The organism is Pusillimonas sp. T2 (assembly GCF_002236805.1).
In the GTDB taxonomy this organism is placed as follows: domain Bacteria; phylum Pseudomonadota; class Gammaproteobacteria; order Burkholderiales; family Burkholderiaceae_B; genus Neopusillimonas.
Genome location: NZ_NIQA01000004.1, coordinates 233513 through 248687, shown reverse-complemented (window position 1 = coordinate 248687; position 15175 = coordinate 233513). Strand labels below are relative to the sequence as shown.

Below are 15175 nucleotides of genomic sequence, written 5' to 3'. Positions count from 1 at the left end.
GACTAAACCAGAATGATAACCGCGCGCGAAGACCTGTTCGGCCTGGATGTGGCAAAATGCCCCGCTTGATGATGTAAACCAGATGACTTACCCATGACAGTTACCTCAAATGCAGCACCCAAAGTGGCGCTGAACAATTCCCCTGAACGCATCGTTGCCTTGCTGGCCGAAGAACTGGGCGTGCGCCCGGTACAGGTAGCCGCTACCGTTGAGCTGCTGGACAGCGGCGCAACCGTCCCGTTTATCGCCCGCTATCGGAAAGAAGTCACGGGCGGTCTGGATGACACGGTGTTGCGTAACCTGGAGGTAAGGCTTGTCTACGTACGCGAACTCGAAGACCGGCGCGCTGCCGTGATCGAGTCGATCGAGCAACAGGGGAAACTGTCCCCCGAACTGACCGGCGAAATTTTGGCGGCGACGACCAAACAGCGCCTCGAGGACTTGTACGCTCCCTTCAAGCCCAAGCGTCGCACTCGCGCACAAATTGCGCGCGAAGCCGGGCTTGAGCCGCTGGCCGACGCCATTCTGGCTGACCGCACGGCCGACCCGGCCGCACTGGCAGAGAGTTACCTGAATGCCGAGGCAAATATTAACGATGGAAAAGCCGCACTCGACGGTGCACGCGACATTCTGGCCGAGCGCTTTGCCGAAAACGCCGATTTGCTGGCCGACATGCGCGATCATCTCTGGCAGTCGGGTCTGCTGTATGCAAAAGTTGTTGAGGGCAAAGAAACCGAGGGCGCCAATTTCCGAGACTGGTTCGACTTTCACGAACCCTTGCGCACACTACCATCACACCGCATCCTGGCTCTGTTGCGCGGCCGTCAACAAGGCGTACTCGATCTTCGTATCGGCTTGGCCCCTGAACTTGAAACACAAACGCCTCATCCGTGCGTGAGCCGGGTCGCCGCTTTTCTTGCGCTGGGTGCCCGCTTTGATGCCGACGCAAAGCCTCGCGAGAAGTGGCTGGGCGAAGTCTGCCGCTGGACTTGGCGTGTGAAGCTCCTGACGACCTTCGAAACTGAATTGGTCAATCAGCTACGCGAGAAGGCCGAAGAAGAAGCCATACGCGTATTTGCCGCCAACCTGAAAGACTTACTGCTGGCTGCACCCGCTGGCCCAAAAGCCGTGATGGGCCTGGACCCGGGGATCCGAACAGGGGTCAAAGTAGCGGTTATCGACCCCACGGGCAAGCTGCTGGACACGGCCACCATTTATCCCTTTGAACCTCGGCGCGACTACGAGGGTTCGATCAATACATTGGCAGCGCTCGCACTAAAACACAAAGTTGAGCTCATTGCCATCGGCAATGGCACGGCATCGCGCGAAACAGAAAAACTGGCTGCCGACATGGCCGCAAAATTCAGTGACATCAAGGCGACACGCGTCGTCGTCTCCGAGGCTGGCGCCTCGGTGTATTCGGCCTCGGAGCTTGCCGCTCACGAATTTCCCGACCTTGACGTCAGCTTGCGCGGTGCCGTTTCGATCGCGCGCCGCCTGCAAGACCCATTGGCCGAGCTCGTCAAAATCGAGCCCAAGGCTATTGGGGTTGGCCAGTACCAGCACGATGTAAACCAGCGCGAACTGGCCCGATCGCTTGATGCCGTCATTGAAGACTGTGTGAACGCCGTGGGTGTAGATGTCAATACAGCATCCGCCCCGCTGCTGAGCCGGGTATCGGGCCTGAATGCTAGCCTGGCCCGCAACATTGTGGCCTGGCGTGACGAGAACGGCGCGTTTCAGAACCGCAAGATGCTGATGAAAGTCAGCCGCTTCGGCGACAAGGCCTTTGAGCAAGCCGCAGGCTTCTTGCGTATTGCCAATGGCGACAACCCGCTAGATGCCTCTGCCGTTCACCCAGAGGCCTACCCGGTGGTCAAACGTATTCTTGAGAAAATTCAGGCCGACGCCAAACAGGTCATGGGACGTCAAGGCGCCCTTAACGGGCTGTCACCTGCCGAATTTACCGACGAACGCTTCGGTCTACCCACCGTACGCGATATCTTTACCGAAATTGAAAAGCCAGGGCGCGACCCTCGTCCGGAGTTCAAAACCGCCCAATTCAAAGAAGGCGTGAACACATTGAAAGATCTGGTACCGGGCATGATTCTTGAGGGAGTCGTCACCAACGTGGCCAACTTCGGTGCCTTTATTGACATCGGCGTCCACCAAGACGGTCTGGTGCATATTTCGGCACTGGCCGATCGCTTCGTCAGCGACCCGCGCGATGTCGTACGTGTCGGACAGACCGTCAAAGTCAAAGTCCAGGAGGTAGACATCGAACGCAAACGCATTGGCCTGACAATGCGCTTGAACGATGATGCACCATCGGGCCGGACAAGCGCGAGCAGCGGCGGCCGAGCCCAGGGCGGCCGCAATGCCGGTGGTAATCAGCGTAGCTCGGGTGATCGCCGCGACAAAGCAACGGGCGCGGCAGATGGTCTGGGTGCCATGGCTGCCGCCTTCGCAAAGCTGAAGAAGTAAGCCGTCGACCTTCCAAACAAAAACACCCCGCCGGCCAACCATAGGCCCGCGGGGTGTTTTTTTGTTGGCTAAAAGCTAGCTGTCTGCCCTGCGTCAGTCTTGTTTGAGCGACGCCAATGCCTGCTCGACCGCCTCGAGTTCACTTTCGGGGAATCGGCAGACAATCTGATTATCGACAACCAGCGTCACCTGACCGTTCTCGACCTGGGCAAGGCCTGACAAAGCCCGGGTTTTGAGCTCGGACATCAGCTGACCTGCTGTTTTGGGATTATCAAACCCTTCAGATAAAAAGAGCTCGGCACCATCGACCGACAACAATCGGAAATGAAACCGTTCGCCCTCGCGGAAACTGACCAAACGAGCGGTCTTACCGGCCTTGGGCTTGGCTTTTGAGGCTGCGGCAACCTGACTGGGTTGACGCAAACCCACAGCCTCACGCAAAGCCCCCATGAGCTCGGCCGACTCACGACGCGCCTTGGCTGCACCCGCCTGCAAAATATCCTCGATTTGTCGGGGATCGGCCATCAGCTGTGCGTAGCGATCACGCATGGGTGCGACGATACCATCAAGCAAAGTAAACAAGGCCTCTTTGGCTTCGCCCCACGCAAGCCCACCCTCGAGTGCTGCCTTGAACGCTGTCGCTTGCGCCGGTGTGGCAAAAGCACGATACAGGGCGTAGACATGCGATGCTTCGGCGTCTTTCGGTTCGCCAGGCTGGCGCGAGTCGGTCACGATACGCGAAACCGCCTGACGCATGGCCTTACTGCCGCCCTCGAACAACGGAATGGTGTTGTCATAACTTTTGGACATTTTTCGGCCATCCAGGCCGGGCAACGTCGCGACCTCATCGTCGACTTGAGCCTCGGGCAAGACAAAAAACTCTTTACCCTGACCATACAAATGGTTGAACCGCTGAGCAATATCGCGAGCCATTTCAAGGTGCTGAACCTGATCACGGCCCACGGGTACTTTGTGAGCGTTGAACATCAGGATGTCGGCTGCCATGAGTACCGGATAAGAAAACAGACCCATGGTTACGCCATCGTCAGGGTCAATATTGCGTGCCGTGTTCTGGTCGACAGAGGCTTTGTAGGCATGCGCCCGGTTCATCAACCCCTTAGGCGTAACGCAGGTCAACAACCAGCAAAGCTCAGGAATTTCGGGAATATCGGACTGCCGATAGAACGTGACCTTATCGACATCAAGCCCGCCCGCCAACCAGGTAGCTGCGATTTCAAGGCGCGAACGTGCCACCCGCGCAGGGTCTTCGCATTTAATAAGCGCGTGATAGTCGGCCATGAAGAAATAGGCGTCGACATTGGGTTGGCGACTGGCTTCGATGGCCGGACGAATAGCGCCGGCGTAATTGCCCAGATGCGGGGTACCGGTCGTAGTGATGCCGGTCAGGACTCGGGTTTTCATGTTGAATTTATTCTTGATGGATTACAGGGTCGCCGCAACACGGCGCTCGGATTCGAGATACTCACGCGATTGCATCTCGAGCAGACGCGAAACCGTACGGTGAAACTCGTTGGCCATGGGGCCGTCGGTATACAAGCCTTCAGGTTCGCATTCGGCCGACATGATCAGTTTAACTTTATGGTCGTAAAAAACGTCGACCAGCCATGTAAAACGCCGGGCTTCCGAAGCCTGACGGGCCGTCATGCGTGGTACGTCAGACAAAACCACTGTCTGGAAACGGCTGGCCAGATCGAGGTAATCATTTTGCGAGCGCGGGCCGCCGCACAAAGTCGCAAAATCAAACCACACGACACTACCGCTTAAGGCCACCGCCTTAAGTTCGCGATTTTCGACGGTTAGCACGGGCTTCATGGGCGCCGTATCAGACAAGCGATCAAACGCCTCCTGGATCTCGGCACGTGTATCGGCATTAATGGGCGACAAATACACTCGCACTTGCTCAAGCGCCCGTCGACGATAGTCGGTACCCGTATCGACATTCAGTATGTCCATACGCTCTTGAATCAGCTTGATGGCTGGCAAAATACGGTCGCGGTGCAACCCATCGGGGTACAAGGTAGAGGGCTCGTAGTTTGAGGTCATGACAAACGACGTGCCGTGCTCGAAAAGCTTCAGTAACAAACGATACAGAATCATGGCGTCGGCAACGTCCGAGACGTGAAACTCGTCGAAGCAGATCAGGCGATACCGCTTGGCAATACGCCGCGCGACTTCGTCGAGCGGATCTTGCTGGCCTTTGACTTCATCGAGCTGCTGATGCACGCCCCGCATGAATTCGTGAAAGTGCAGACGCCCTTTTCGTTTCAATGGCACCGTGGCGTAAAAGGCATCCATTAAAAAACTTTTACCACGGCCGACTCCGCCCCACATATACACCCCACGAGGGATATCGGGCCGACGAAAGATTTTTTTTAGTGTGCTCGAACGCGCCTGCTTGTATACGACCCAGTCGTCGTAGAACTGCTGCAGCCGGTCGATGGCTTCGATCTGAGCCAGATCTGGTTTGTAGCCGCGCTCGGCCAGTGCGTGCTCGTAATATTGTTTAACGTTCATAGGTTAAATACAAAAAGGGGCATTGCAGCCCCTTTTTGAATCAGCAATTGCCAACGACAACCGCCCGATCAGAAATTGAGCGAGCGCTTATCAACAGCCAGAGCGGCTTCTTTAACCGACTCGGACAACGTGGGGTGAGCATGGCAGATGCGGGCGATGTCTTCGGCAGCACCACGGAACTCCATGATAGTCACGGCTTCTGCGATCAGCTCGGACGCGCTGGGGCCAATAATGTGTACACCCAGGACTTCGTCTGACTTGGCATCGGCAAGAATCTTGACAAAGCCGGTAGTGTCGCCCAAGGCCCGTGCACGGCCGTTGGCCAAAAACGGGAAGCTTCCGGCGCGATAGTTAACGCCTTCAGTCTTGAGCTGCTGCTCGGTTTTGCCAACCCACGCGATTTCGGGCGAGGTGTAGATAACGCTGGGGATCGTGCCAAAGTTGACGTGACCATGCTGACCAGCGATACGCTCAGCAACGGCAACGCCCTCTTCTTCGGCCTTGTGTGCAAGCATAGGGCCACGAACCACGTCACCGACTGCCCATACGTTAGGCAGGTTGGTGCGGCAGTCATCGTCAACCACGACAAAACCACGCTCATCGACCTTGAGGCCAACTGTTTCAACGCCCAGGCCCTGTGTGTGCGGCACGCGGCCAATGGACACGATCAGGTGATCGACAGTAATGGACTGCTCTGCCCCAGCGGCGTCAGTGTAGGGTACCGTCACCGACTTGGCAGCCGTTTTGACTTCGCCGATTTTGACGCCGGTTTGAATATTCAAACCCTGCTTGGTGAAAACTTTGTGGGCCTCTTTGGCGACCTGTTGGTCACAAACGGCCAGAAACTCGGGTGCAGCTTCGAGGACGGTAACTTCAGCACCCAGACGACGCCAGACACTACCCAATTCAAGGCCGATAACACCAGCGCCAATCACACCCAACTTTTTAGGTACGGCTGGAATGCGCAAGGCGCCATCGTTGGACAGGATTTTTTTCTCGTCGAAATCGAGGCCGGGCAACTGACGGGGTGCCGAACCGGTGGCAACCACGACATGCTTGGCGATAAGCTCTTCTTCGGTTTGACCCGACACTTTGATGGACCAGCCGCCGTCAACATAGGCCGAAAACGTACCCGTACCATGGAAGAACGTCACTTTGTTCTTTTTGAACAAGTACAAAATGCCTTCGTTGTTTTGTTTAACAACGTTGTCTTTGCGACCAATTAGGGTGTCGAGCTTGAGGCTAACGCCTTTAACTTCGATGCCATGCTCAGAGAAGTGATGATTGACCTGGTCGAAGTGCTCGGAAGACTGCAACAACGCCTTTGAAGGAATGCAACCGACGTTGGTGCATGTACCACCTGGCGCCGGCTTGCCATCGGCGTTGGAAGCCGCGTCGATACATGCGACCGACATACCCAGTTGAGCCGCACGAATTGCGGCGATATACCCACCGGGGCCGGCCCCGATTACGACGACATCAAAATTTTTAGCCATTGTATTTCCAGTAATTTGTTCTGCGAACGCACACCGGGTGCGCGCTGCCTGAAAAGAAAAGGGCCCGGGCTCGGGCCGCGCGCAACACAGCGCAACGACCTAAGCCGGGGGCCCGGCGTGTGTGCCTTAGACGTCGAGCAACAGACGCTGAGGATCTTCGAGCGCTTCTTTCATGGCAACCAGCGACAACACCGCTTCACGACCGTCGATGATACGGTGATCGTAGGAAAGCGCCAGATAGTTCATGGGGCGAATCACGATTTGACCGTTCTCGACAACCGGGCGGTCTTTAGTGGCGTGAATGCCCAAAATAGCCGATTGAGGTGGGTTGATGATAGGCGTGGACAACATGGAGCCGAACACACCACCGTTAGAGATGGAGAACGTGCCGCCAGTGAGTTCGTCGAGGCTGAGCTTGCCGTCGCGCGCACGGGCACCAAAATCGGCGATCTGCTTCTCGATTTCGGCAATGCTGAGCTGGTCGGCGTTGCGCAAGATAGGCACAACCAGACCGCGTGGGCTACCGACGGCAATACCGATGTCGAAATAGCCGTGATAGATGATGTCTTTACCATCGACCGACGCGTTGACGACGGGGTACTTTTTAAGCGCAGCCACTGCGGCCTTGACGAAGAACGAGGTGAAACCCAGCTTGACGCCGTGCTCTTTTTCGAACTGGTCTTTGTAGCGGGCACGCAAGTCGAGGATGCCTTGCATGTTGACTTCGTTGAACGTTGTCAGAATGGCGTTCTCGGATTGCGACTGAAGCAAGCGCTCGGCAACACGAGCGCGCAGGCGGCTCATGGGCACACGCTGCTCGGGGCGACCGTCGAGAGAAAGGCTGGTTGGCGCAGGAGCCGCAGCGGGCTTCTTGGCAGGCGCGGCTTCAGCAGCCAGGGCATCACCTTTGGTGATACGACCACCGCGGCCTGTGCCTTCGACGTTGGCGGCATCGATGCCTTTTTCGGCAAGAATTTTGCCGGCGGCAGGCGACGCAACTGAAGAAGACGCAGCAGCAACAGGTGCAGCAGCGGGCGCTGCCGCGGCAGCAGGTGCTTCGGCTGCGGGTGCAGCTGCTGCAGTGGCTTTGCCTTCGGTATCGATACGTGCGAGAACCTCGCCTGAACCAACCGTACTGCCATCTGCTTTAACGATTTCGCTAAGCACGCCCGATGCAGGCGCCGGCACCTCGAGAACAACCTTGTCGGTTTCAACTTCGATGAGGATTTCGTCGGCCTGGACTGCTTCGCCGGGTTGCTTTTTCCAGTTGAGCAAAGTCGCTTCAGAAATGGACTCTGACAACTGGGGTACGAGAACGTCTGTAATAGCCATGATAGATATTTTCCGTAATGTAGTGTGTTCTTTACTTGGACGACTGGGACACGCCCTTGAATTTTTCGGCAAACGCCTGTTCGATCAGTGCCTTTTGCTGCTCTTGGTGCTTGGCCAAATAGCCAACCGCCGGTGAGGCAGAAGCAGGACGACCGGCATAACCCAGACGCTGACCTTCGACCATGTTCTCGTACAGGTGATGCTGGATATAGAACCATGGCCCCTGGTTTTGAGGCTCGTCTTGTACCCAGATGATTTCTTTGGCATTGCTGTACTTTTGCAGCTCGGCCTGGAATGCCTTGTGAGCAAACGGATAGAGCTGTTCGATACGCACAATCGCGACATCGGAACGCTCACGCTCGGCACGGGCGTTGGCCAGGTCGTAGTACACCTTGCCCGAACAAACCAGAACGCGCTTGACGTTGGCCGGATCGATGTCGGCGTTTGTTTCACCGATAACGGGCAGGAATGTACCTGTGGCCAGATCGGACAGCGGCGACGTGGCGTCTTTGTTACGCAACAACGACTTGGGCGTGAAGATCACCAACGGCTTGCGGAAAGGACGGATCATCTGACGACGCAGCACGTGGAAAATCTGTGACGCGTTGGTCGGCTGAACGGCCTGAATGTTGTTGTCGGCACAAAGCTGCAAGAAGCGCTCGATGCGAGCCGATGAGTGCTCTGGGCCCTGACCTTCGTAGCCGTGAGGCAACATGAGTGTCAGACCGCACTGACGGCCCCACTTGGCTTCGCCCGACGAGATGAACTGGTCGATAACAACCTGCGCACCGTTGACGAAGTCGCCGAACTGGGCTTCCCAGATGGTCAGTGTGTTGGGCTCGGCCGACGCGTAACCGTATTCGAAACCTAGCACGGCCTCTTCGGACAGTACCGAGTCGATAACAGTGAAAGGCGCCTGGTTTTCGGAGACGTTTTGCAGCGGAATGTACGAACCGTCGTCCCAGCGCTCGCGCTTCTGGTCGTGCAGTACGGCATGGCGGTGTGTAAAGGTACCGCGGCCGGCGTCTTGACCCGTAATACGAATGGTGTAGCCCGACGACACCAGCGTGGCAAACGCCAGGTGCTCGCCCATACCCCAGTCGAGGGGGGCTTCGCCGCGCGCCATTTTAAGACGGTCGTTGAGCAGCTTGTTGACCAGCGTATGAACGGTGAAACCTTCAGGGACCTGGGTGATACGCTCGCCGATACGGGTAAGTTCAGCCAAAGGTACGCCGGTGTCGGCATGGTCTGTCCATTTGGCGTTCAGGAACGGCGTCCAGTCGGTCGCGTACTTGTTTTTGTAGTCGGTCAGGACTGGCTCGACAGTACGTTGGCCGTCTTCCATGAGCTGACGGTACTCTTTGACCAGACCATCGACCTCTTCTTCGGACAGCACGCCCTGTGCGACGAGCTTGTCGGCGTAGAGCTTACGTGTGCCGGGATGCTGACCAATGCGCTTGTACATCAAGGGTTGTGTCAGGGACGGCGTGTCTTGCTCGTTGTGACCCAGTTTGCGGAAGCAAACGATGTCGATGACAACGTCGTGCTTGAACTGACGACGGTAGTCAAGGGCCAATTCGGTAACGTAGACAACCGCTTCGGGGTCGTCGCCGTTAACGTGGAACACCGGCGCTTCGATCATTTTGACGACGTCGGTGCAGTACAACGTAGAACGCGAGTCGCGCGGGTCGGACGTGGTGAAGCCGATTTGGTTATTGATAACAATGTGCAGCGTGCCGCCGGTACCGTAACCGCGGGTTTGCGCCATGTTAAGAGTTTCCATGACGACGCCCTGGCCGGCGAAAGCCGCGTCGCCGTGTACCAGCACGGGCAACACTTGTGCGCCTTCGGTATCGCCGCGACGGTCTTGGCGTGCGCGTGCGCTGCCCTCGACCACGGGGTTGACGATTTCGAGGTGCGACGGGTTGAACGCCAGCGACAGGTGAACCGGACCACCACGGGTGGACAAATCGCTAGAGAAACCGTTGTGATACTTGACGTCGCCGTCGGTAAGGGTTTGAGCGTACTTACCTTCGAACTCGGCGAAAAGGTCGCCGGGCATTTTGCCCATGATGTTAACCAGCATGTTCAGGCGGCCGCGGTGAGCCATGCCCACAACGATTTCCTGAACGCCGTTTTCGCCGGCGTGGTTAACGACCTCGTCCATAGAGGCGATGAAGCTTTCACCCCCCTCGAGGGAGAAGCGCTTTTGACCCACATATTTGGTATGCAGGAAGCGTTCGAGGCCTTCGGCTTCGGTGATTTGTTTAAGGATGTGACGCTTACGTTCGGGCGAGTACAAAGGCACGCCGAAAGACGATTCCAGGCGTTCCTGGATCCAGCGCTTGGCGGCCGGATCGGACATGTGCATGAACTCGGCGCCGATGGTGCGACAATAAGTGTCGCGCAAGGCCTTGAGCATGTCGCGCAGCGTCATGGTCTCGGACTTGGTGAAATATGTGTTGGTGGCTGAATACACCTGGTCAAGGTCAGCTTCGGTCAGGCCATAGAACGAAGGATCGAGCTCGGGGATAACCGGGCGATCGTGACGCTTGAGCGGGTCGAGTTCGGCGAAGCGCGAACCAAGAGTACGGTACGCAGCGATCAGAGATTGAACATAAACCTGCTTGCTGGCTACCGACAAATCGGGCTGCTGAGCACGAACGGTAAGGAACGCGTTGGCTTTGGCACGCTCGGCAAACGACTGAATGATAGGCGCATGGGCCTGGTCGCGGGTGACTTCTTTACCGTCGGTGGCAGGCAGATGCTGCAACTGGTCGAAGTAGGCGCGCCATTCGTCGGAAACTGAGCCGGGATTGTCGAGGTAGGATTCGTAGAGTTCTTCTACGTAAGGGGCGTTACTACCAAAAAGGTAGGAATTTGAAAGGGACTCTGATTGTGATGACATGTGTTCGCTTCACCTTACCGAGTGCTTCACTCGTTTGATGCAGGGGGGACAACCTTCCGCGACACGGCCAGACCGGTTAGCGGATAGCGGGGGCAGAAGGCAACAGTACGACGCCTTGAGTAGCCGTATTGAAGTTAGTATAACCACAAACACCTGCGGATGTAACCGCGAGGCCCGAAACACGGGCATTTTGAAAACCAGACGTTGATTTTTACTGACACCCGGCGCAAAACCGGGGCGACGAGATGCAGACATCGCGCTAATGGTGTATTTTTTACGTTTCTTTTACTCGTACAATTTCAGGAGCAGTACCTTATGGACGCCAAGGCGGACCTCTCAAAAATGGCCCTCGATTACCACGCTTACCCTACTCCCGGTAAGATTTCGGTAACGCCAACTAAAACACTGGCCAACCAAGACGACCTCTCGCTGGCGTATTCTCCGGGTGTTGCAGTGGCCAGTATGGCCATTTACGAAGGCGGCGAAGAAGCCGCTGCGAAATACACATCGCGCTCTAATTTGGTGGGTGTTGTCACCAACGGTACTGCTGTATTGGGGCTGGGCAACATCGGCCCATTGGCGGCCAAACCCGTCATGGAAGGTAAAGGCTGCCTGTTCAAGAAATTTGCGGGCATCGACGTTTTCGACATCGAGCTCAACGAGCTGGACCCGGACAAACTGGTCGATATCATCGCCGCGCTCGAGCCCACCCTGGGCGGCATCAACCTCGAAGACATCAAGGCGCCCGAGTGCTTCTACATTGAAAAGAAGCTGCGCGAGCGCATGAAGATCCCCGTTTTCCACGACGACCAGCACGGCACAGCCATTATTTCGGCGGCCGCTATCCTGAACGGCTTGAAGGTCGTTGGCAAAGCACTCGATTCCGTCAAGCTGGTGTGTTCGGGCGCAGGTGCGGCAGCCATCGCATGCCTTAACCTCTTGGTCAGCCTGGGCATCCCACGCAAAAACATTTTTGTCGTCGATTCACGCGGCGTGATTTGGGAAGGCCGCGAAGCCAACATGGAGCCGACCAAAGCCGAGTACGCGCAAAAGACAGAGGCCCGTACCCTGGCAGACGTTTGCATAGACGCTGACGTATTCCTGGGCTGTTCTGCACCCGGCGTACTGACCGCCGACATGGTCAAAACCATGGCCGACAAGCCCCTTATTCTGGCGCTGGCAAACCCCGAACCGGAAATTCGCCCCGAAGTCGCCAAGGCCGCTCGCCCCGACGCGATCATCGCCACTGGTCGTTCCGATTACCCCAACCAGGTCAATAACGTACTGTGCTTCCCGTTCATTTTCCGCGGGGCTTTAGACGTCGGCGCAACCGTTATTAACGAAGAAATGAAGCTGGCCTGCGTGAAGGCCATCGCCGAGCTCGCCGAAGCCGAACAAAACGACGAAGTTGCCATGGCCTACGCCGGGCAAGACTTGTCTTTCGGGCCTGACTACATTATTCCCAAGCCCTTCGACCCGCGCCTTATCATCAAGATCGCACCGGCCGTCGCCGAAGCGGCTGTGGCGTCAGGCGTGGCCACGCGCCCAATTGAAGACATCGAAGCCTACCGCCAGCGCCTGATGGGCCTGGTCTACCACACCGGCCAGCTCATGCGCCCGCTGTTCATGCAGGCCAAAAATACGCCTATGCGCGTAATTTATGCCGATGGCGAAGATGAACGCGTACTGCGTGCGGTTCAAACGGTCGTCGACGAAAACATCGCCAAGCCGATTCTTATTGGCCGCCCCGCTGTAATCGAAATGCGCGTCAAGAAATTTGGCTTGCGCCTGATCCCGGGTCAGAACATCGAACTGGTCAACCCAGAAGACGATGATCGTTTCAACGAAACCTGGAGCGGCTATTACAAGCTGCAAGGCCGCAACGGCGTCACACCCGAAATCGCCAAGGCCATGGTGCGCAAACACAACACGCTCATCGGTTCGATGCTGTTGCAGCGCGGCGATGCCGACGCCCTTATCTGCGGTGTAGCCAGCAAGTTCGACAATCAGCTTAAGTATGTACAAGAAGTCATCGGGCTGAAAGAAGGCGTGCAAACGTTTGCTGCCATGAACGTACTGATGCTGCCAGACCAAACGCTGTTCATCTGCGATACCCACGTCAATGAGAACCCCAGCGCCGAAGAAATCGCCGACATGACGATCCAAGCGGCCGAAGAAATATTGCGCTTTGGTGTCGTGCCCAAAGTTGCACTGCTATCGCACTCCAACTTTGGCAGCCGCTCTACCGAATCGTCGCGCAAGATGGCACGTGCACGTCAACTGGTCAACGAACGTGCACCACACCTTGAAGTCGACGGCGAAATGCATGCAGATTCGGCGCTGTCCGAAAAGATCCGCTTGCGCGCATATCCCGACTCACCCCTGAAAGGGCCGGCAAACCTGCTGATCATGCCAAACCTCGATGCAGGCAACATCACGTACAACATGCTCAAAATGACTGGCAGCAACGGGGTGTCTATGGGCCCGGTACTGCTGGGCGCGGCACGTCCGGTTCATATCCTGACGCCAAGCGCGACCGTTCGCCGTATCGTTAACATGACGGCCCTGGCCGTAGTCGATGCTCAGCAAGAAGCACAGCAACGCGCCAGCAGCAAATAAGCGCGTTGTATTGGCCTAGCGCGCCTGCGCGCGCCGCAGGCCCCAGTCCAAAGCCCCGCTTGTCACAAGCGGGGCTTTTTTATATGCCGGCGGGCTCTGGCAACCAGTGATTTTTATACGCAAAAGGCACCCATCGGCCGGCAGCGTGCAACGTCAAGACATGGAGGCCCATAAAAAAACCGCCCGAAGGCGGTTTTTTTACGACCACTGAACCAATTAACGCTTGATATCGCGAACTGGTGAGCCTGTATAAAGCTGACGCGGACGGCCGATCTTGTAATCTGGATCGGAAATCATTTCGTCCCACTGGGAGATCCAGCCCACTGTACGTGCCAGGGCGAAAATGCCGGTGAACAACGGTGTGGGGATGCCAATAGCGCGCTGAACAATACCCGAGTAGAAGTCGACGTTCGGGTACAGCTTGCGATCGACGAAGTAAGGATCTTCGAGGGCAATACGCTCGAGTTCCATGGCCAGCTTGAACAACGGATCGTTTTCGAGACCCAATGCCGACAACACTTCTTTGCAAGTTTCTTGCATGAGCTTGGCGCGTGGGTCGTAGTTCTTGTATACGCGGTGGCCGAAACCCATCAGACGAACGCCCGATGTTTTGTCTTTGACCTTTTCCATGAACTCGCCAACTTTGGCAACACCGCCGTTGGCCTGAAGGTTTTCAAGCATCTGCAGGCAAGCTTCATTGGCGCCGCCGTGCGCGGGGCCCCACAAGCAGGCAATACCCGCCGAAATGGCCGCAAACGGATTGGTGCCCGACGAACCGCACAAACGCACCGTAGAAGTAGAGGCGTTTTGCTCGTGGTCGGCGTGCAAGATGAAGATGCGGTCAAGCGCGCGCTCGACGACGTCGTTAACTTTGTAGTCTTCGCAAGGATTAGCGAACATCATGCGCAGGAAGTTGCCGGTGTACGACAAGTCGTTGCGGGGATAAATGTACGGCTGACCCAACGAGTACTTGTAGACCATGGCCACCAGCGTCGGCATCTTCGCGATCAGACGGATCGCCGACAGACGACGGTGCTCGGCGTTGGTAATGTCGGTAGCGTCGTGGTAGAACGCAGACAAAGCGCCAACGGCGGCGGTCAGCATGGCCATTGGGTGTGCATCGCGGCTGAAGCCACTGATGAAAGTGGCCAACTGTTCGTGCACCATGGTGTGGTTGGTGACTTCGCTGTCAAACTGAAGCTTCTGCTCGGCGCTAGGCAACTCACCGTTAAGAATCAGGTAGCAGACGTCGAGAAAGTCGTTGTTTTGAGCGAGCTGATCAATGGGGTAACCACGGTACAGCAACTGGCCTTTGTCGCCGTCGATGTAGGTAATGGCCGACTCGCAAGAAGCGGTCGACAAGAAACCCGGGTCATACGTGAACATGCCGGTTTGGCCGTACAGCTTGCGAATGTCGATGACGTCTGGGCCGATCGAGCCTTTGTACACCGGGAAATCAACCGATGCGCTACCGTCCGAAAACGATAGGGTTGCTTTTTTATCTGACAGTTGCATCTTTCTTCCTCAAAAATTTACAGCGCTCGCATTTGCTCAACCAGCCGCTGAATATCGGGCGTATCGTACACCCCCTCTAGCGACTTGCGGCCCAACAAAACGTCGAGCAATTCGTTGTCACCCATCTCGAATAATTGGGTTAAGGCGACAACATCAGTATCGGTAAGTTGGGTTTCGTATTGATCCAGAAAATTCGTGATGATCAAATCGTTTTCCAACAGACCACGGCGTGCCCGCCAACGCAGACGGGCACGCTCAAGTTCGGTCAGAGTGCTCATGAGTGCAG

Annotated in this window: 9 protein-coding genes; 2 read left to right on the top strand and 7 right to left on the bottom strand. The window is 56.5% G+C overall.

Features of this window, described 5'->3' with window-relative positions; all coding sequences use genetic code 11:
* The first annotated feature begins 93 nt into the window (after nt 1-93).
* Nucleotides 94-2484 carry a Tex family protein gene (locus tag PuT2_RS09305; protein ID WP_093970758.1) on the top strand — a complete coding sequence of 797 codons (2391 nt, stop codon included), beginning with the start codon at nt 94-96 and terminating at the stop codon, nt 2482-2484.
* 93 nt (nt 2485-2577) lie between these two features.
* Here PuT2_RS09305 and PuT2_RS09300 read toward each other — a convergent pair whose 3' ends face one another.
* From PuT2_RS09300 to PuT2_RS09280, 5 genes are all read right to left on the bottom strand, one after another.
* The gene (locus PuT2_RS09300) at nt 2578-3906 is read right to left on the bottom strand and encodes a tryptophan--tRNA ligase (RefSeq protein ID WP_093970757.1); all 1329 of its coding nucleotides are present in this window, start codon (nt 3904-3906) and stop codon (nt 2578-2580) included.
* A gap of 21 nt (nt 3907-3927) precedes the next feature.
* Entirely contained in the window at nt 3928-5019 is a 1092-nt protein-coding gene (zapE, locus tag PuT2_RS09295; protein ID WP_093970756.1) for a cell division protein ZapE, read from the bottom strand.
* A 68-nt stretch (nt 5020-5087) separates the two neighbouring features.
* The gene (gene lpdA, locus PuT2_RS09290; RefSeq protein ID WP_093970755.1) at nt 5088-6515 is read right to left on the bottom strand and encodes a dihydrolipoyl dehydrogenase; all 1428 of its coding nucleotides are present in this window, start codon (nt 6513-6515) and stop codon (nt 5088-5090) included.
* Between the two features lie 126 nt (nt 6516-6641).
* Nucleotides 6642-7847 (bottom strand): 2-oxoglutarate dehydrogenase complex dihydrolipoyllysine-residue succinyltransferase, encoded by a 1206-nt coding sequence (gene odhB / locus PuT2_RS09285; protein ID WP_093970754.1) that lies wholly within the window; start codon nt 7845-7847, stop codon nt 6642-6644.
* Between the two features lie 31 nt (nt 7848-7878).
* Entirely contained in the window at nt 7879-10755 is a 2877-nt protein-coding gene (locus PuT2_RS09280) for a 2-oxoglutarate dehydrogenase E1 component (RefSeq protein ID WP_093970753.1), read from the bottom strand.
* A 315-nt stretch (nt 10756-11070) separates the two neighbouring features.
* On the opposite strand from PuT2_RS09280, the gene PuT2_RS09275 reads away from it, so the two are divergent.
* Complete coding sequence (locus PuT2_RS09275) at nt 11071-13374, top strand: NADP-dependent malic enzyme (RefSeq protein WP_093970752.1); 2304 nt, start codon at nt 11071-11073, stop codon at nt 13372-13374.
* Nucleotides 13375-13590: 216 nt separating this feature from the next.
* Here the strand turns inward: PuT2_RS09275 and gltA are convergent, their stop codons facing one another.
* Both gltA and PuT2_RS09265 read right to left on the bottom strand, forming a co-directional pair.
* Nucleotides 13591-14889, bottom strand: coding sequence for a citrate synthase (gene gltA / locus PuT2_RS09270; protein ID WP_093970751.1), 1299 nt, complete (start codon nt 14887-14889; stop codon nt 13591-13593).
* A gap of 17 nt (nt 14890-14906) precedes the next feature.
* Nucleotides 14907-15167, bottom strand: a complete 261-nt coding sequence (locus tag PuT2_RS09265) for a succinate dehydrogenase assembly factor 2 (protein WP_093970750.1) — start codon at nt 15165-15167, stop codon at nt 14907-14909.
* Nucleotides 15168-15175: the final 8 nt, after the last annotated feature.